The sequence below is a fragment of the Capsulimonas corticalis genome, from assembly GCF_003574315.2.
GTDB lineage: Bacteria > Armatimonadota > Armatimonadia > Armatimonadales > Capsulimonadaceae > Capsulimonas > Capsulimonas corticalis.
Window position 1 is genome coordinate 4891443 of sequence record NZ_AP025739.1, and the last position, 20493, is coordinate 4911935.

Sequence of the window (20493 nt, forward strand, 5' to 3'; positions counted from 1 at the left end):
CATGACGCAGTTCAATGGTTTGGGCCTGCATTTAGGCAATCTCTCACGTCTCTCCTCAGCGCAGACGCGCTCCATCTCTCCGGAAAACTTCACCGGGGAAAAGGGCAAGGGCGGCATGGCGACCGAAGGATCGTCGTCCTATCACGCCCGGGATCTGGGCGTCGGCTGGAAGGTCAACCCGTACATCAAGATCGCTTCGGGGGAAACGCGCACGATCGCGGAGATCGATGGGTCGGGGGCGATCCAGCAGATTTGGATGACGCCGACGGGCAACTGGAGATACTCCATCATCCGGATCTACTGGGACGATCAGGAGCATCCTTCGGTCGAATGTCCCGTCGGCGACTTTTTCGCGTGCGGGTGGGGGACGTTTGCTCCGGTCTCGTCGCTCGCTGTTTGCGTCAACCCCGGCTCGGCGTTCAACTGCTACTGGGAGATGCCGTTCCGCAAAAAATGCCGCATCACATTTGAGAATATCGCCGACGAAGAGATGACGCTGTATTACCAGGTCAATTACACGCTGACGGACGTGCCCGAAGACGCCGCCTACTTCCACGCGCAGTTCCGGCGCGTCAATCCATTGCCGTACAAAGACGTCTACACGATTTTGGACGGCGTGCAGGGGCAGGGGCAGTTCGCCGGAACGTACATGGCGTGGGGCGTGAACAACACCGGCTGGTGGGGCGAGGGCGAGATTAAGTTCTATCTTGACGGCGACGGCGAATTCCCAACGATCTGCGGCACCGGCACGGAAGATTACTTCTGCGGCTCGTATAACTTCGAGAACCACGCCACCAAGCAGTACCAGGAGTACACGACGCCCTACGCGGGATTGCCCCAGGTGATCCGCCCGAACGGCATGTATTCGTCGCAGACCCGTTTCGGTCTCTATCGCTGGCATGTGATGGACCCGGTGCGCTTTACCCAGGACCTCAAGGTGACGATCCAGGCGCTCGGATGGCGCTCGGGACATCGCTTCCTGCCCCGCCAGGACGATATCGCCAGCGTCGCGTACTGGTATCAAACGCTCCCCACCGCGCCGTTCCCGGCGCTCCCGGATCGGGATTATCTCGAAGTCATCTGAAATCTTCTGGCCAGCAGAGCGAAAGTTCTGAAAAACCATTGACAGAACGAGAAAATGGTCATATAATAACTCAACTCTGCTGGCACACCTGTCGAGAATGACCGATGAGTCAGCACACTTTCGCCGAACGATCGAACGAAACTATGCCCGTCAAAACGCAAAATCCGAAATACCTGGACCTCGCAACGCGGCTTCGCGCGGACGTGCAAAATGGGCGTCTCAAACCCGGCGACCGGCTTCCCTCGTTTGTCGAGCTGCGCAACGAGCACCGAGTCAGCCGGGGGACCGTCGAGAAGGTTCACGCCCTGCTGGAAAAGGATGGGCTGATCGTCCGCGAACAGGGACGAGGCGTGTTTGTCGCGCCGACCCTGCGCACGGCGGCCAACGGGATCATCGGGTTCGCCGGCGGCGGCTTCACCGAACGGAGCAGCTCGCTGTTCTGGGCGCACCTGCTGGATGGTATTCAGCAGGAGGCGGCGGAGAAGGAGCTGCCACTGCTTCTCCTGACCCGCAATAGCGATCCCAGCATCTGGAGCAAAATCGACGGTCTTTTGATGAGCGTCAACGACGATGAAACGCAGATCCTGCTCGAACATATGCCGGCGGGTCTTCCCTGTGTTTCCATTCTTCACCCAGTGGACGAAGTGAGCAGCGTGGTGGTGGACGATTACCAGGGAACCAAGGACGCGACGGACCACTTGCTGGCGCTTGGCCACAAACGGATCGGCTTCCTGATCTCGGGCTTCGACCGCTTGATCGACCAGCGCCTTTCGGGTTACCGGGACGCGCTTCAGTCGGCGGGGATCGAGCCGAGCCTGAACGGGATCCGTCAGATGCATCTGCGGATCGGTCGCGATTCCAAGACGGAGTTCGTGGAGCAGGGGCGGCGGACGATGCGCGAGTGGCTGGGTTCGAACTGGGGGACGCTGGGCTACACGGCGCTGATCGCTCAGAACGACAACGCGGCGGTGGGGGCGATCGAGGCGCTTCGGGAAGCGGGCCTTCGCGTTCCGGAAGATGTGAGCGTGGTGGGTTACGACGGCAACGAGACTTACGACTACTTCACGCCGCGCCTGACGACCGTCCACGTTCCTATTCAAGAAATCGGCGCCAGGGCGGCGCGAATGCTGATCGACGGCCTGCATGAACGCGGGCGTGAACCTGAGCGGGCGACCGTGCCCGCGCGCTTAAGACTGGGAGGATCCACCGCTCCTCCTCCAATGAAGGGATAGTCCTTCGCATTTCCGGCCAACAGCGACGTTTATTATCTTGCGGTTTCATATCGGTCACGATTTCAGTCGAAATTAGGAGATGTCAGATGAAAGTACAACCGAAGTTTTCTCGTACCCAATCTTATGGGTTTACACTCATCGAACTGTTAGTCGTCATCGCAATAATAGCGATTCTCGCAGCGATACTATTCCCTGTTTTCGCCAAGGCTCGCGAAAAGGCGCGGCAGGTTAGCTGCTTATCCAATATGAAGCAGCTTGGCCTGGGATTGATGCAGTATGTTCAGGATAACGACGAAACTTACGTGAGCGGCTCCCATACGGGTTACGGCAGTCCGGACGCGCAAGTACCGGGCTTCTGGGACGGATATGGCGTGGGCTGGGCCGGCAAGATCTACCCCTACGTCAAGAGCGTGGCGGTGTTCAAATGCCCGGATGATAGCGGATCGGTAACTCCGGTCATCTCGTACGCCATGAACGGGAACTTCATTCCTGATCACAGCACGGCGGCGGCAATCAGTATCGCCAAACTCAACAGCCCGGCGAGTACTGTGTTCCTCTTGGAGGTTTCCCAATACCAAAGTCCACCTGTCAGTGATTTTACGCATGAGGCCGTTTCCGGTGACACGGTTGGACTGGAAGACAATTTGATTGGCTATTCCCGGTTCGCAACGGGACAGATGCGCAACATCGGAGACACCAAAACGCTGCCGACACAGCAAATGGTCGACGCCAAGGGACGTCATACTGACGGCTCGAATTTCCTCTACGCTGACGGGCACGCAAAATGGTCGCTGCCTACGAAAATATCGCCAGGATATAACGCCAGCACGCACTTCTGTAGCGGCGATCCAAACTATTCGTGGCTTGCCGCGTGGACGGATTGCCCGGATGGCAGATCGACCTTCAGCATCAATTAAAATCCTCCGCCGCTGCATCTCACAAATGCGCGGCAGTTACCTCACCGTGTGAATACTCGTCCCTGGATCGCCATGAATTGGCGTTCGAGGGGCGTTTTTTTATCTCCGATACGCTGGTTTTTAACTCTGCTGGCATAGTCTCGAAAATTCGAAAAAAAATCCTTGACAGAATGCAAAATCGACCATATAATGTCTTAACTCTGCTGGCATACTTACCGGATGGATGAAGATTTACCAGCACACTTTCTCGGACGATCGGGCGAAACGTATCATGCGCGCCAAATCGCAAAAGCCGAAATATCTCGATCTCGTGACCCGGCTTCGTGCGGACGTGCAAAATGGGCGTCTCAAACCCGGCGACCGGCTTCCCTCGTTTGTCGAACTGCGCAACGAGCACCGAGTCAGCCGGGGGACCGTCGAGAAGGTTCACGCCCTGCTGGAAAAGGATGGGCTGATCGTCCGCGAACAGGGACGAGGCGTGTTTGTCGCGCCGACCCTGCGCACGGCGGCCAACGGCATCATCGGGTTCGCTGGCGGCGGCTTCACCGAACGGAGCAGCTCGCTGTTCTGGGCGCATCTGCTGGATGGAATTCAGCAGGAAGCCGCCGAGCAACGGCTGCCGCTCCTTTTACTGACGCGCAGCAGCGATCCCAGCATCTGGGGCAAGATCGACGGTCTTTTGATGAGCGTCAACGAAGAAGAAACACAGGAGATTCTCGGGAACATGCCGGCGGGTCTTCCCTGTGTTTCCATTCTTCACCCAGTGGACGAAGTGAGCAGCGTGGTGGTGGACGATTACCAGGGAACCAAGGACGCGACGGACCATCTGCTGGCGCTTGGCCACAAACGGATCGGCTTCCTGATCTCGGGCTTCGACCGCTTGATCGACCAGCGCCTTTCGGGTTACCGGGACGCGCTTCAGTCGGCGGGGATCGAGCCGAGCCTGAACGGGATCCGTCAGATGCATCTGCGGATCGGTCGCGATTCCAAGACGGAGTTCGTGGAGCAGGGGCGGCGGACGATGCGCGAGTGGCTGGGTTCGAACTGGGGGACGCTGGGCTACACGGCGCTGATCGCTCAGAACGACAACGCGGCGGTGGGGGCGATCGAGGCGCTTCGGGAAGCGGGCCTTCGCGTTCCGGAAGATGTGAGCGTGGTGGGTTACGACGGCAACGAGACTTACGACTACTTCACGCCGCGCCTGACGACCGTCCACGTTCCTATTCAAGAAATCGGCGCCAGGGCGACATGCGCGCTGATCGAGGCAATTGGCGATCAGGGAGGTAAGGCCAGAACAGCAACAGTTCTGGCGCGATTGAGACTGGGAGATTCGACCGGGCCCGCGCCGGCGAGAGATTGATTTTACCATTTTCGGGCAACATTGCCGTTTTTCAGGCAACATCGACGTTTATTATCTTGTGGTTTCATATCGGTTACGATTCTATTCCAAACGAGGAGATGTCCGTTGAATTTACAGAAAGCAAATTTCCGTTCACGAGCTCAGTTTTATGGCTTTACCTTGATTGAACTGCTCGTCGTCATCGCCATTATAGCGATTCTCGCAGCAATACTATTCCCCGTCTTCGCCAAGGCCCGTGAGAAGGCCCGCCAGGCGTCGTGTTTGAGCAACGAGAAGCAGATCGGTTTGGGAGTGCTTCAGTACGTACAGGATAACGACGAAACCTATCCCTGCGGCTCTCGCGCGGGATACGGACAGCCGGGAGTTCCGGGCTCCTGGGATGGTTATGGCGTGGGCTGGGCGGGCAAGCTCTATCCCTATCTCAAGAGCACGGGTATATTCAAATGTCCGGATGATCCGGGCGCGGCTAATATCACGATCTCTTACGCCATGAACGCAAACTTTATTCCGGACCACGCCTCGGCGGCGGCGATCACCCTTGCGAAGCTGAACAGTCCCTCGAAGACCGTCTATCTGCTGGAAGTCTCGGCGTTCAATAGCCCCAATATCACGGACTTCACACAGGAGGCTGTTTCCGGCGACACCATCGGCGCGGAAGATAACCTGACCGGCTACTCGCATTTCGCCACGGGACAGATGATCAATAACGGTGATCCGCACGGCCTTCCGACAGCGCAAATGATCGACGCCAAAGGGCGGCACACCGACGGATCCAACTTCCTGTATGCGGACGGTCACACAAAATGGTCGCTGCCTACGGGAGTGTCGCCGGGTTATACGTCCGGAACGGAAAATTGCAGCACCAACCCGGGCAACTGGTGGCTCTCGGAGTGGACGACCTGTCCGGATGGACGCACGACGTTCAGCATCAGCTAAATGCGGAGACCGGCTCTTGTCTCTGGGACAATGGAGCATTACTGGAGATATTTTGTGTGCTGTAAATTTCCATTAAGATCGTTCCTTGTCTTCTGCGCGCTGGCGCCGCTTTACGCGGCTCCGGCGGATGCGCAGGGAGCCGGAGTGAAAATTACGTTGAGCGATTCCGGAATGGGGTCGCTCCAATATCACGGGGATGAGCTTCTGTCCGACGGCGCGCTCAGCGTTCAGCATGTCACGCTGAGCGGCGCCGGAGGGCAAAGCCGGGACGGCGATCTCAAGCCTCTCGCCTCCAAAATCGATCCGTCCACGCGCAAAATCAAAAACACCTATTCCTGGGGCGCGGTGAGCTGCGCGTATGAAGTCAAGGCCGACCGTTTGAGCCTGACCATCGGCGTGCTGAACACGTCGCCCGCTACGATTTCGGGAATCTGGATCCAGCCGCTCGCGCTGAAGTTTCCACAGGCGCCGAAGGACTGGACCCCCAACGCAGTTTACATGGGCGCGAACCTGGGCGCTCCGACTATCAGCTACGCGAACTATGGCTCGGGAGCGGTGGCCGTCTGTAATGAAGATTTCGCCCGCCCATTGCTGATGGGCTTTCCTGGACGCGCCGACCTGCAAACGCGGCCGATCTGGGTTTGCTCGTCGAATATCGGCTGGATGTCCCAGCAGCTCGATTCCCGGATCGTCCGTCCGATCGCGCCGGGCGGCTACGATTTGTATCACATTTCCCTGAGATTTGGCGCGCCGGCGGCGACGCAGAAGTCGCTGACGGCCGATCTCTTAAAGAAGTTCGAGGCGACCTATCCGCCGACGCTGCAATGGAAGGACCGTCGCCCGATTGGGACGCTGCACCTCGCCGTCAGCGAGCCCCAGTACCATTCGGCGAGCAATCCGCGCGGCTGGCTGATGGAGCCGACAATGGATGTCGTTTCGGAGCGCGGCCGCGCGGCGTTCCGCAAGCGAATCATGGATTACGCCGACGAGAGCGTCAAGTTTTTGCAGGAAATGAACGCGCAGGGGATGGTCACCTGGGATATCGAGGGGGAAGAGTATCCGCAGGCGACGACGTATATCGGCGATCCCAGGCTGACAAAAACACTGGCGCCGGAGATGGACGCCATCGCCGATGAGTACTTCAAGAAGTTCACCGACGCTGGATTGAAGACGGGGCTTTGCGTGCGTCCGCAGATCCTGCGTCACACGGCGGCGGCGACAGAGCAGACGGAAATTTCCGATCCGGCGAAGGTTGTCGGCGTGCTCTACGACAAGATGGTCTACGCCCACAAGCGCTGGGGCTGCACGTTGTTTTATGTCGATTCCAACGGCGACCCGAATGTCCCATACGATCCGGCGATCTTCCACAATGTCGCGGTGAAGCTGAAGAAGAGCGGGATTTCGGCGCTGATCATGCCCGAGCACCAGAACACGCGTTACTACGCCGACACGGCGCCGTACGATGAGCTTCGCCTGGGCGTGACAACGACCCCGGCGGATATCCGGGATGTGTATCCCGGCGCGTTCAGCGCCATCTACGCGCCGGACGGACCGCTGGACAAGGACCACGACGCGCTTGTTGCGGCGGTCAAACGCGGGGACATTTTGATGTTCCGGGGCTGGTGGGCAGATCCGCAAAATCCACAGATTTCCAAGATCTATCAAGATGCGGGGCGGTAAACGCCGGCCGTTGTGAGAAAAAGAGACCGATGCAGCGACCCAATACGATCGTTTATTTTACCCTGACGTCCTTGCTGGCCCTGGCGGCAATGCCGCGCCCGGCGGGCGCCGCCGTGGCCGACGGGTACAAAGCGCCGCAAATCGCGGTTCCCTACGCGTGGAGCAAGCCGACCCTGGATGGCGAAATCCATGAGGATGAGTGGCGCGGCGCCGAAAGCATCAACACGCTTCAGACTCCCGATCACACGCTGGGCTCCCGCCCAACACGCTTCTGGATGATGTGGGACGCGGATAACCTCTATGTGGCGATGCGTTCGCCGCTGCGTCCCGGCGAGCGGCTGATCCAGGCGCTGCGCGATCCGAGCAAAGACGTCAACGCCGTCATGGACGATTCGTACGAGTTCTGGCTCGACGCCGGATCGCACAGCCCGGACGGCCAGCCGGTCTTTTTTCAGTATCTGGGCAACTTCGCCGGAGCGCGCTGGGATGTCATGCAGGAGCCGGCCGCCGGCAACTCCCGTCCGAGCTGGACCGCGCACTGGAGCCCCAAAAACCATCTTACCGTCGGTCCGGATGGCGCTCGCTACTGGGACATGGAGCTGGCGATCCCGCGCGCCAGCGTCTATATCGATCAGCCGTTTCAAGACGGCTTCTCCTTCACGGCGCTGCTGTCGCGCAACTTCAAGCGTCCCTGGGAGCAGAACTCCATCCCCGGAACCGGCAGCTTCTCCGTTCCCGACACCTACGCGCAGTACAAGCTGATCAAGCAGGCCCCGGCGGTGCATCTGCTCGCGGCGGGCGATGAAAAAACGAAAACACTTGGGCTTGCGCTGGCGGCGTGGTCCCCGAAGGATCAAACCCTGCACTGGCGCTACGACAGCGACGGCGGCGTTCACAAAGAGGGTGACCTCGCCGTGAAAGCCGGGCAGGACCTGGCCCCGGCCTCCATGCTGGATCTGGACAAGCCCGGCGACGGCGCATTCCGAATCCGGGTTACGAGCGCCGATGGCGCGCAGACCTATCTTGACTGGAGCGCTCATCGCCAGTGGGGCGACGACAGCGCTCTGACGCAAAAACTGAACGACACCGGAGACAAAGTCGACCTCACGCTTGGTTACAATCCCGCCCGCGACTATGTCCGCGTGACGGGCGACTTTATCCAGTATGACGACCGCGCCAAAATCGCGCGCGCCCATGTCGCCGTACGGGACAGTCAAAATATGACGCTGGCGGAGAAGGACGTCCATCTGGACTCGCTGGCCTACGTCCGCGATCTGCTGCAGCTGCCCAATGTCCCCGGCGGCGATTACACCGCGCAATTGACGGCGTATGACGGCGCGAACCACATCCTTTTCACCCGGGATAGCAAATTCACCAAGAAGGACCCCACATCGTTTCCCTGGTGGAACACGAAGCTGGGCGATATCGAGAAGGTAATCGCGCCCTGGACTCCCGTGAGTTACCAGGCCGGAACGTTCGGCGTCTGGGGGCGCACGATGAAGGTCGGAGCCGCCGGTCTGCCCAGCCAGATGACCGCGCAGGGGCATGACCTCTTTGCCGGCGGCGCCTATCTCGCCGCCGACTTCGGCTCCGGAGCGCCGGTGAGGACGGGCGCCTCGGCCTTGACCACGCTCTCGTCATCGGCGCACCGGGTTGTCGTGCGCGCCGACGATCGACTGGGGAAGATCTCGGTTTCGAGCAAGGTGACGACGGAATTCGACGGCATGTACAAAGTCGAAATGACCCTGACGCCGCACGGCTCCGTTTCCGTGAACTCTCTCAAGCTGGTCGTCCCGCTACGCAACGACGCCGCAAATTACCTGCACGCGTGTGGGGAGGGGATCCGCTACGGTTTCGACGACCGGTTCCTGCCGCAGGGCAAGACGGGCGCACTCTGGGACTCGCGCCGCGTGGATGGTCAGCCCATGCTGGTGGGCTCGTTCATCCCGTATCTCTGGATCGGCAATCCCGAGCGCGGCGTCTGCTGGTTCGCCGACAGCGACCAAGGCTGGGTTCCGAGCAATCAAATTCCGGCGATTGAGATCCGGCGGGATTCGCCGGGCAGCACGGACCTCGTGCTGAACTTGATCGGCGGGAAGTTCACTTTGACTACGCCGCGCACGATCACGTTTGCGTTCCAGGCAACGCCGGTCAAGCCTATGCCGGAACACTGGCGGATGGACACGTGGTGGACCGGCGACTCGTTCAAAGATTGGGCGCAGATCGAATCGGAGGGCAAGGCGGGCGCGATGGGGCTCATCTTCAGCTCTCTGCCGTTTCCGCTCGATCCGCCCAAGAGCCATGAGATGGTCGAGGCGCGGCATAAAGAAAGCAACGCCACCATCTTCGGCTTCGACAAATACCGCGCGAACGCCGTTCCCTACTTCGAACATATCAATATGGGCGAGCAGTTCGTTCCCGAGCTGACCTACTTCAATGAAGAGTGGCGCACCCGGGTCAGCCGGGGCCTGTCCTATGGCAAGACGCTTTCGGACTTCATGATCTACAAGCTGAGCCACTGGGTTCAGGACGCCGATATCGACGGGTTCTATGTCGATAATGTCTTCCCGATCGCCGACGACAATATCGACTCCGGCCATGGCTACCGGCTGCCGGATGGACGCGTGCAGCCCGCCTATCAGATGTTTGACACGCGGCGATACTTCCTGCGCATGCGCGCCGCCTTCGCCGAGCGGGGCAAGAGCGGCAAGATCGTACTGCACATGACTAACCACCTGATCGCGCCTTGGATGGGCGCGGCGGATATCGCGCTCGACGGCGAGCATCACGTGATCTACCCGGAGATGGGCAAGGACTTCATGGATTTCTGGTCGCAGGAGCGTCTGCGCATGGACCATCCCGAGCAGTGGGGCTCGCCCGTGAACTTCCTTCAGGAATATCAGGGAAGCTGGGACCACGATGTACTGAAGAAGGCGATGCGCGCCTACACCGGGATGCTGCTGGTGAATGATGTGCTCGCGTCGGCCAACGCCAACAGTCTCAATCAGGAAGCCTGGATCGCGCGCGATCACTTCGGCATGGAGTCGTCCGATGTCCAGTTCCACGGATACTGGGATCCGGCGAACGGCCTGAAATGCGCGGCGCCCAGCGTGTTTGTCTCCGGCTGGACCCGGCCGGGCAAGGCGCTGATCGTCGCTGCGAACATGGGAGAAAAGACGGGTGCGGCCGTAAGGATCGACGCGAAGGCGCTCGGTCTTCCCGCGTCGTCCCATTGGAAAGTATCGGACGCCGAGACCGGGCAAGCACTCTCGGCCGGCTCCGACGGACAGGTGACGCTCGCCATTGAGCGTCACGATTATCGGCAGATCGTCATCGAGACGGGCGAATAAACACGCTCGTCTCATTCTTGAAAGGACCGGCGCCATGCATACGTTTCGGCATAAGTCAGGATCGACCTTTAAGAAATCACTCGATGCTTTTGTTACTATTGCGACAATGGGCGTAATCGCCGGCCATGCGTCGGCGCAAGGGCTACAAGTGACTTATGGCAACCAGGGACTTGCAACCCTCGTTTATAACGGCGTGACGCTCGCCGACACGAACGCGAACGGACAGGATGCGTTCGCGGTTTATGAGTACGAGCGCAAGGCTGCGAACGGAACGGTCACGGACAAGTATAGCTGGGACGGCGGCTATACGACGAGCTGGAACGCATCGACAAAGACGCTGACCCTGACCTACGACTGGGGAACGGTCAAGTGCATCTACACGCAGCCGACGTCCACACGCCTGAACCTGGCGATTACGGTGACGAACACCACGGCGGGCGATACGATCAACGGTCTTGCCGTTTCTCCTCTGTATGTCCGATTTCCCAACTTTCCGATCGGCTACGACGCCAACACGCCGCATGTCGGTTATAACTCGGACGGCCCGAACGTGCAGGTCGCCGACTATGGGACCGGCGCGATGGCGTTGTGCAATGACGATGTCGTGAAGAATCTGTACAACGGCTTCTTTACCATTTCGCCCGACACGGCGAATTACAAGCGCTACGAGATCTGGACCGGATCGATGCCGCTCTCGTTCCAGCCCCCGAACTATCCGAAGTTCTACCGGCCGATCGCTCCCGGCGCCTCGGACACTTACAATATCTCCCTGCGCTTTGGCGCGACCGGGTCGACGGCGCCGACCCTCGCGGGCGATATCTACACCAGCTTCCGCACGGCCTGGCCGTCGCAGGTCAAATGGCCGGACCATCGATCTATCGGCGCGCTGTTCCTGGCGACCAGTCAGTCGCACCCCGCGACTAACCCGCGCGGCTGGTTTCTGAACGATCCCTATGTAGACATCACCACCCCGTCCGGCGTTTCGGCGCTCCAGCAGCGGCTCCTGCAATACGCCGACAACAGCATTCCGATTCTGCAAAGCATGAACTCTCAGGGCATGATTGTGTGGGACGTCGAAGGGCAGGAGTTTCCGCAGCCGACGAGCTATGTCGGCGACCCGACTCAGCTCAGCGTCCGCGCGCCGGAGATGGACCCGATCGCGGACCAGTTCTTCCAGAAGTTCCGCAACGCGGGGCTGCGCGTAGGCGTGACCATCCGGCCCCAGCAGCTCGTGACCAGCCCGTCGCCGCAGCAGAATGAAGTGACAAACCCGGCGCAGCTGATGATCAACAAGATCAATTACGCCAAGCAGCGCTGGGGCTGCTCGATCTTCTATATCGACTCGAACGGCGACACCAACGCGCCCTACGATGCGTCGATCTTCAAGCAAGTGGCGGACGCCGAGCCGGATGTGCTGCTTATCCCCGAGCACGCCAATCCCAAGTACTACGCCTACACGATTCCATACGGCGCGCTGACGAACGGCGCGACCGGCGACCCGCTGGCGGCGATCTGGACTTACCCGACGGCCTATAGCGCGATCTATACTCCCGACGGCGATTTGAACGGACAGCACAGCGCTCTGGTCGCATCCGTCAAGCGCGGTGATCTGCTGATGTATCGGGGCTGGTGGAACGATCCGCAGAACAGCCAGACACAGAGCGTTTACACGGACGCCGCGATTGGAACAGGCCTGAAGGGCCAGTACTACAACGACCCGAGCGGCGGCGGAACGACCTTCACCACGCTGGCGCTGACGCGGACGGATCCAACGGTCAACTTCAACTGGCCACAAGGGACGTCGCCGGCGTCCGCGATCCAAACCTCGTTCTATTCCGCCAAGTGGACCGGATACATCACGGCGCCGATCACCGATTCCTATCAAATCCACGTGACGTCCGACGACGGCGCGCGGCTTTACGTCAATGGGCAGTCGCTTGTGGACAACTGGGGGCCGCACGCTCCGCAGGATAACTACGGCGTTATCAGCCTGGTCGCCGGCCAGAGATATACGATCGAACTGGACTTCCGCCAGTTCCAGGGCGGAGCCACCGCGAAATTGGAGTGGCTTGGCAACAGCGGCGCTCTGACGCGGCAGGTGATTCCCGCCGCAAACTTAACCCCGGCGCCGTAATCGTTCCAGAAAGGACGATCGTGCTCAGTCGCGGGAGCAAAGCCGCGACAGCGTTACCGCGGAAACCACGACAAGATTTCAAGGAGACGATATGATACGCGATCCACACGAACACAGCTCGCTCCCGTGGAGCGGCTACGCGGCGAAACTCAGTCAGCGGGCGTCGCGCCTGCTGGCGCCCTGGGCGGCGGTGCTGGCGACGGCCGTTCTCGCCAGCGCGCCGCTGCACGCCGCGACTTATTATGTGAGCCCATCGGGCAGCGACACCAATGCGGGAACGTCGACGGGCTTGCCCTGGAAGACGTGCGCCAAGGTCAACGCCACACACTTCAACGCGGGCGATTCCATTCTGTTCCAGCGCGGAGGCGAGTGGCATGAATCCGTGAACCCGACGGGTGGGGACGGCGCCGCTGGAAACCCGATCACCTTCGCCGACTACGGCTCCGGCGCGAAGCCGAAGTTCTGGGGCAGCGATCCGGTTGCGAACTCCGGCTGGACGAATACGACTGGAACGATCTACACGCACTCCTATACGACGCAGGTCGGAGCAGTGTATGTCAACCATGTCGCCCTGGTTCCGGCCAACCCCAATGCGAACCAGCCCGTCGAGAGCATCCCTGGATCGTTTTCGTGGGACGGTAATACGCTCAAGATCAACGTTCCCAGTAACCCGAACTCGGACGGCAAGCTCTATACGGTCGCCAGCCGCCAGGATGTCATCTGCAACGGCAATGCGCAGACATACAGCCTGCACAATCACCTGGTCTTCACCAACTTAGTTTGCGATGAAACGGGCGACCTCAACGGCGGATACGGCGTGCGTATCATGAACGGGACCGACATCGTGCTAAACGGCGTCGAATCCTACCGATGCGGCAAGCACAACTTCGGATGCATCAACGCAACGCAGGTCATCCACAATAACTGCTACGCCGCATATCCCATGCCCAATCAAGACGCGTACGGCGGCTACACCGCCTACGTCTCTTATGGCGACAACAGCACCGGCATGAGCGGTCAGACTTCGGAATATCACTACTGCGTCGGCGACTATATGGACAACACGTACCATACCAGTTCCTACGTCGATACGGGATATGAGTTCTTCACCACGCACGGTTCGAATGTCGGCTCTATCTGGCTCGATCACTGTTCGGCGCTTAGCACCGCGGCGGGCGGCCCCGGCGCGCACTGGACGATCAGCAACACCGACTCCGCGCAGGCCGGCCATGCGGCGGCGATCACGATCACCGGCGGCTTCCTTCAGAACAATCAGCTATATATGCAGGGCACGGGGCTGGTTGTGGACGGTCTCCACATGCAGGGGCCTGGCGGGACGAGCAGCAACGATGCGACGTCGACCATCGATATGGAGTGCTCGAACTCCACCGTCCAGAACATGCTGATGGACAAGACCAACGTCGGCTACTGGCTCTATCAGGCGGCGGTTCAGAACAACGGCGCCAACAACGTCATTCGGTTTAACACGTTCGTCAACGACCCGAACTCCGGAAACGCCATCCTCAAGAACGATGGGGCCAGCCTGAACTTCTATGGCAACATCCTGGTCGATTCCGGCAACTGGCTGAGCGACAACGCGCCTGCGTCCTCGTCGTACAACCTGATCGCCACTACGGCGAGCACGGTTGGGTTTAACAACGCAAGCGCCGGCGACTATTCGCTGCTTTCCACATCGGCGGCGGTGAACGCGGTCCCGACTTCGGTTTCGCATCCCAGCACGGATATCAACGGCTCCGCTCGCCCGCAGGGCTCGGCGGTGGACGAAGGCGCGTACGAATACGGCGGCTCCGGACCGGTCACTCCCGTGATTACCTCCGGCGCGACGGCCAGTGGAACGGTCGGCTCGGCTTTCTCCTATCAAATCGTCGCCAGCAATGCGCCGACGAGCTACAGTGCGACCGGCTTGCCGGCCGGCGTCACCATCAACAGCGGCACGGGCCTGATCTCGGGAACTCCGACCACGGCGGGAACGTCCACCGTCACGCTGGGCGCCACCAACGGCGCCGGCACGGGAAACAAGACGCTGACGATCACGATCAGCGCCGCCGCGCCTTCAGCTCCGGTAATCACCAGCGCATCCACGGCCTCCGGCATGGTGGGCACGGCGTTCTCGTATCAAATCACGGCGAGCAACAGCCCCACAAGCTACAGCGCTTCGGGACTGCCGTCGGGCTTGTCCGTCAACACCAGCACCGGTCTGATCTCTGGAACGCCAACGGCGACTGGCACATCCACCGTCACACTGGGCGCAACCAACGCCGGCGGAACGGGCAACCTCACGCTGACAATCACCATCAGCGCATCAACCGGCACAGCCTACAACGTCAACGCCATCTACACTAGCGGCACGGCGTTCTCGACCGGCGGTCTGGATACCTACAACCACGCCTACCTGGCAAGCGAACTGGGATCCTCCGCCACCTACAACGGAAGCTCCTTCACCTTCGCCGCTCCCAACGTCCTCGACGCCTGGAGCAACATCACCGTCGCCCTGCCCGCCGGCAGCTACACCACGCTCAACATGGTCGGCTGTTCCTCGGGCGGCATCGCCACCAACCAGACCTTCACCGTCAACTACACCGACAGCACCACGCAGGCGTTCACCCTCCAGATGAGCGACTGGACCAACGGCTCGGGCTACTCGGATGAGACCAATGTGACGACGATGGCGCACTGCATCAACAGTGACGGCACGCTGACCACGCAGAGCCACTACCTCAAGGGCTACACATTCACTCTCAACGGCAAGTCTGTGGCAAGCATCACGCTGCCCGGCAATCGCGGTGTGGTCGTTCTTGCCTTCGCGGCGAGCGGCGCCGTCGCCTCGCCTCCGGTGATCAGCAGTGCGGCCACGGCGTCTGGCACGGTTGGCGCGGCGTTCTCTTACCAGATCGTCGCCAGCAACTCTCCGACCAGCTACAGCGCCTCGGGCTTGCCCGCCGGTCTCTCGGTCAACACGAGCACTGGCGCGATCTCGGGAACGCCGACAGCTTCGGGGACGTCCACGGTCACGCTGGGCGCCACGAATGCTGGCGGCACGGGCAACAAGACGCTGACGATCACGATCGCGGCGGCTCCTCCGGCTGTTCCGGTGATCAGCAGCGGCGCGACGGCTTCGGGCACGGTGGGAACAGCGTTCTCTTACCAGATCACGGCGAGCAACAGCCCGACGAGCTACAGCGCTTCGGGTCTGCCCGCCGGCCTGTCGGTCAACACGAGCACTGGTCTGATCTCGGGAACGCCCACGGCGTCTGGAACCTCTACGGTTACCCTCGGCGCAACAAACGCCGGCGGAACGGGTAACAAGACACTGACGATTACCATCAGCGCCGCGTCCGGCGCGTCGCTGACGGGCACTCTGGGAACGCCTGCCTCCTCGGTCAATCTGACCACGGAAGGCACGCTGGACTGGGCGCACTGGGGATCGGACGGCTCCGGAAGCTGGACGCACAAATCCGGCGCGAACCTGATCGCCAACTGGACCGCGACCGCTACGGTCTTCACTTACCCCGGCAACGCGATCAGCTACATCTGGAGCGACGGCACGAACTGGAACGGCACGGCGCAAGCGACCGGCTTCTACTTCTCCAACGCCTCCGGCTACTTCAGCTTCACCGCGCCGGCGGACACCACCACGCACACTCTTCGAGTGTATGTGGGAACGAACGCCGCGAACGGAACGCTGAGCGCGCACCTGTCGGACAGCTCCGCGCCGGATTACACCAACTCATCGCTTGCTCAGAACAGCAACGGCGTTTACACTCTCACCTACCGCGCCGCAAGCGCCGGTCAGACATTGACCGTGAAGTGGACCAACACCAGCGCGCTGGGCAGCATCACGGTGCAGTCCGCGTCACTGCAATAAAAAAAGGGGAGGAGCCCTCATCCGGCCCTTCGGGCCACCCTCTCCCAGAATTGGGAGAGGGTTAAAAGTAAAATTGGATCAAAGATCCAAATAAAACTCCCTCTGACTCCCCCTCTCCCAGAATTGGGAGAGGGGGTAGGGGGGTGAGGGCCTCCGCGATACCTGAGAAACGATTACCATGGCATCACCAACTCACCAAAAACCATTCCGAAAGCAATGGGCGCTTCCACTGCTCCTCGGCTTTATACTCGCGCTGATTGGCTCCGTGCAGGCCGCCAACGCTACGAAAATTATGTGCATCGGCGACTCGATCACGGCCGGCAACAACTCTCCGAGCTACCGCTGGCCGCTCTTTCAGCGCTTCGCCTGGGCAGGCTACGCCCCCAATATCCAGTTCGTCGGCCCCTATACGGGCGGTTCGAATACATCGGACTCCGTACCGAATCCCCAGGATGGCGCTGTCGTGAACGGGCAGACCTTCCACTCGCATCATGCGGCCATCTGGGGATTCACCTCGGCGGCCATCGCCAACGGCTTTGCGCCTGGCGGAGCGGCCACCGGATACGCCCCCGACATCGCCATCATCCATCTGGGAACCAACGACTTCTATATCGACGGCAACGCCCAGGATTCGTACCAGCGAAATTACCTGACCAACCCGCAGGCGACGACCGGCAACTATGCGACAATCGTTTCCGAACTGCGCCAGGAGAATCCGAACGTCGTCATTCTGGTGTCGCAACTCATTTCGAGGGTGGGGGACCTTTGCGTCAGCCCGCAGATCAACGCCGCGATTCCGGCGTGGGCGGCGGCGAACACGACATCCAACTCCCCGATCATCGTCGTGGACCAGTATGGCGGCTACGACGCCTATCGGATGAACCAATCCGACGGCACGCATCCCGCTACGGACGGCGAGGACTTCATGGCGCAGAACTATTTCAACGCCATACTGCCGTACCTTCCGGCTCCGACCGGATCTTATCAGCCGGTCTTCACCACGCCGCTCTACGCGCGAGGCGCGGTCGGCAAACCGTTTTACTATGTCGTCGGGACCACGACGCCCGCGACGAGCATTAGCGTGACCGGTCTTCCGGCGGGTCTGAGCTACAGCAGCGGGATCATCTCGGGGACGCCGACCGCGGCGACCGCTCCCGCTCCGCCGCCGGGTGGCAACGCCGACAAGGTCAAGCCGGACCCGGTTGTCCTGACCGCATCGAACAGCGCCGGAACATACTCGGAGACGATCAATCTCGCGATTGCAGCGGCGTATCCTAATCCCGCCTCGCCGGCTTCTATTCCCGGTACGATCTACCTGGACAATTACGACTCCGGCGGCCTTTGGGCTGGCTACCAGGCCTACGACAACTCGCTGCCGTACTTCCCGGCGAACTTCCCGAACTTCACGTACTCCGGCAACTGGAGCGGGCCCTACCGGTACGATGATGTCGCAATCGCGTCCTGCTCCGACACCGTCAGCAACGGCTATTGCGTCGCCGCCACGGGAGCGCAGCAATGGACGAACTACACCGTCAATGTCGCCGCAACCGGCGTGTATCAGATGCAGGTCCGGCAGGCGACGCCTGGCGCCGCGTCGTTTATCCATGCCTTGGTTGACGGATATGATGTCAGCCTTGGGAGCAATATCGTCGATCAGTACCTCCTGTCGTCCACGGGAAGCTGGAACACGTTTACTTCGACGGCGGCGCCTTACAACGTCAACCTGGCGGCCGGCGCGCACACGATCCAGATCTGGCAAGATTCCAGCGGCGTCGACCTGAACTGGATGAGCTTCACCTCCCTGGGAACAGGCTCGTTCCCGGTTTTGAGCGTCCCATCGGTCCTCAGCGCGACCGTTGGATCGCCGTTCTCCCAGACCGTTTCCGCCACCAATAGCCCCACCAGCTACAGCGTCATCGGACCGGGCTGGCTGAAGATGAGCGGCAATGCGCTGGTGGGGACACCCCCGGCGGCGGCGACCTATCAGGCCACCTTGATCGCCGCGAACGGCAGCGGAGTCGGAACTGAGCCGATCACGATCAATGCGACCACGACCGGAAGCGGCGGAGGCGGCCCCTCGCAGCCCGCGATCACCAGCGCGTCCACGGCTTCTGGAACGGTCGGAACGGCGTTCTCGTATCAGATCACGGCGAGCAACAGCCCCACAAGCTACAGCGCTTCGGGACTGCCGTCGGGCTTGTCCGTCAACACCAGCACCGGTCTGATCTCTGGAACGCCAACGGCGACTGGCACGTCCACCGTCACGCTGGGCGCAACCAACGCCGGCGGAACGGGCAACCTCACGCTGACAATCACCATCAGCGCGTCAACCGGCACGGCCTACAACGTCAACGCCATCTACACCAGCGGCACGGCGTTCTCGACCGGCGGTCTGGACACCTACAACCACGCCTACCTGGCAAGCGAACTGGGATCCTCCGCCACTTACAACGGAAGCTCCGTCACCTTCGCCGCTCCCAACGTCCTCGACGCCTGGAGCAACATCACCGTCGCCCTGCCCGCCGGCAGCTACACCACGCTCAACATGGTCGGCTGTTCCTCGGGCGGCATCGCCACCAACCAGACCTTCACCGTCAACTACACCGACAGCACCACGCAGGCGTTCACCCTCCAGATGAGCGACTGGACCAACGGCTCGGGCTACTCGGATGAGACCAATGTGACGACGATGGCGCACTGCATCAACAGTGACGGCACGCTGACCACGCAGAGCCACTACCTCAAGGGCTACACGTTCGCTCTCAACGGCAAGTCTGTCGCAAGCATCACGCTGCCCGGCAATCGCGGTGTGGTCGTTCTTGCCTTCGCGGCGAGCGGCGCGGTCGCCTCGCCTCCGGTGATCAGCAGTGCGGCCACGGCGTCAGGCACGGTTGGCGCGGCGTTCTCTTACCAGATCGTCGCCAGCAACTCTCCGACCAGCTACAGCGCCTCGGGGCTGCCCGCCGGTCTCTCGGTCAACACGAGCACGGGCGCCATCTCTGGTACTCCGACAGCTTCGGGAACGTCCACGGTCACGCTGGGCGCCACGAATGCTGGCGGCACGGGCAACAAGACGCTGACGATCACGATCGCGGCGGCTCCTCCGGCTGTTCCGGTGATCAGCAGCGGCGCGACGGCTTCCGGCACGGTGGGAACAGCGTTCTCTTATCAGATCACGGCGAGCAACAGCCCGACGAGCTACAGCGCTTCGGGTCTGCCCGCCGGCCTGTCGGTCAATACGAGCACCGGTCTGATCTCCGGTACTCCGACCGCTGCGGGCACGTCCACGGTCACCCTCGGCGCGACGAACGCCGGCGGAACGGGTAACAAGACACTGACGATTACGATCAGCGCCGCCTCCTCGGGCGCCACGCTCACAGGGTCGCTTGCGACGCCTTCGAGCAGCATCAATCTGACCACGGAGGGCACGGCCGACTGGGCGCACTGGGGCTCGGAAGGCTCGGGCAACTGGGACCACAAGAACGGCGCGAATTTGCTCGCCAGTTGGGCGTGCACCAGCACGATCTTCACCTACGGCGGCAACGCCATCAGCTACTTGTGGACCGACGCCCTGAACTGGAACGGCACGGCGCAAGCGACCGGCGTCTACTTCTCCGGCCAGAACAGCTACTTCAGCTTCACCGCGCCGGCGGGCACAACCACACACACACTCAAAGTGTACATCGGAGCCAACGGAGCGAACGGAACGCTGAGCGCGCACCTGTCGGACAGCTCCGCGTCGGATTACACCGACACATCCGTCGCTCAAAACAGCAACGGCGTTTACACTCTCACCTACCGCGCCGCAAGCGCCGGTCAGACATTGACGGTGAAGTGGACCAACATCAGCGCGCTGGGCAGCATCACGATGCAGTCCGCGTCGCTGCAATAAAAAAAGGGGAGGAGCCCTCACC

At 61.0% G+C, this 20493-nt stretch carries 10 protein-coding genes; all 10 read left to right on the forward strand.

Going from position 1 to position 20493, the window contains the following annotated elements; genetic code table 11:
* Position 1 precedes the first annotated feature (1 nt).
* Positions 2–1084, forward strand: a complete 1083-nt coding sequence (locus D5261_RS20890) for a glycoside hydrolase family 172 protein (protein ID WP_119324964.1) — start codon at positions 2–4, stop codon at positions 1082–1084.
* Between the two features lie 104 nt (positions 1085–1188).
* The gene (locus D5261_RS20895) at positions 1189–2316 is read left to right on the forward strand and encodes a LacI family DNA-binding transcriptional regulator (RefSeq protein WP_301002126.1); all 1128 of its coding nucleotides are present in this window, start codon (positions 1189–1191) and stop codon (positions 2314–2316) included.
* Between the two features lie 86 nt (positions 2317–2402).
* Positions 2403–3233 carry a DUF1559 family PulG-like putative transporter gene (locus D5261_RS20900; RefSeq protein WP_119325334.1) on the forward strand — a complete coding sequence of 277 codons (831 nt, stop codon included), beginning with the start codon at positions 2403–2405 and terminating at the stop codon, positions 3231–3233.
* A 271-nt stretch (positions 3234–3504) separates the two neighbouring features.
* Positions 3505–4593: a GntR family transcriptional regulator gene (locus tag D5261_RS20905; protein WP_301002127.1), complete on the forward strand. Its 1089-nt coding sequence runs from the start codon at positions 3505–3507 to the stop codon at positions 4591–4593.
* Positions 4594–4698: 105 nt separating this feature from the next.
* Entirely contained in the window at positions 4699–5529 is an 831-nt protein-coding gene (locus D5261_RS20910) for a DUF1559 family PulG-like putative transporter (protein WP_119325291.1), read from the forward strand.
* A 144-nt stretch (positions 5530–5673) separates the two neighbouring features.
* The gene (locus D5261_RS20915) at positions 5674–7209 is read left to right on the forward strand and encodes a hypothetical protein (RefSeq protein WP_125206438.1); all 1536 of its coding nucleotides are present in this window, start codon (positions 5674–5676) and stop codon (positions 7207–7209) included.
* A gap of 29 nt (positions 7210–7238) precedes the next feature.
* Positions 7239–10559: a glycoside hydrolase domain-containing protein gene (locus D5261_RS20920; protein ID WP_119325289.1), complete on the forward strand. Its 3321-nt coding sequence runs from the start codon at positions 7239–7241 to the stop codon at positions 10557–10559.
* A 34-nt stretch (positions 10560–10593) separates the two neighbouring features.
* Complete coding sequence (locus tag D5261_RS20925) at positions 10594–12693, forward strand: PA14 domain-containing protein (RefSeq protein ID WP_119325288.1); 2100 nt, start codon at positions 10594–10596, stop codon at positions 12691–12693.
* Between the two features lie 91 nt (positions 12694–12784).
* Positions 12785–16579, forward strand: a complete 3795-nt coding sequence (locus D5261_RS20930; protein ID WP_301002128.1) for an Ig domain-containing protein — start codon at positions 12785–12787, stop codon at positions 16577–16579.
* A 178-nt stretch (positions 16580–16757) separates the two neighbouring features.
* Positions 16758–20471, forward strand: coding sequence for a putative Ig domain-containing protein (locus D5261_RS20935; RefSeq protein WP_301002129.1), 3714 nt, complete (start codon positions 16758–16760; stop codon positions 20469–20471).
* The last annotated feature ends 22 nt before the right edge of the window (positions 20472–20493 follow it).

Bases quoted from the DNA above. Each gene is read 5' to 3' on its own strand.
- D5261_RS20930 (WP_301002128.1), top strand. From the start codon at position 12,785: ATGATACGCGATCCACACGAACACAGCTCGCTCCCGTGGAGCGGCTAC.
- D5261_RS20890 (WP_119324964.1), top strand. From the start codon at position 2: ATGACGCAGTTCAATGGTTTGGGCCTGCATTTAGGCAATCTCTCACGT.
- D5261_RS20905 (WP_301002127.1), top strand. From the start codon at position 3,505: ATGCGCGCCAAATCGCAAAAGCCGAAATATCTCGATCTCGTGACCCGG.
- D5261_RS20935 (WP_301002129.1), top strand. From the start codon at position 16,758: ATGGCATCACCAACTCACCAAAAACCATTCCGAAAGCAATGGGCGCTT.
- D5261_RS20895 (WP_301002126.1), top strand. From the start codon at position 1,189: ATGAGTCAGCACACTTTCGCCGAACGATCGAACGAAACTATGCCCGTC.
- D5261_RS20900 (WP_119325334.1), top strand. From the start codon at position 2,403: ATGAAAGTACAACCGAAGTTTTCTCGTACCCAATCTTATGGGTTTACA.
- D5261_RS20925 (WP_119325288.1), top strand. From the start codon at position 10,594: ATGCATACGTTTCGGCATAAGTCAGGATCGACCTTTAAGAAATCACTC.
- D5261_RS20920 (WP_119325289.1), top strand. From the start codon at position 7,239: ATGCAGCGACCCAATACGATCGTTTATTTTACCCTGACGTCCTTGCTG.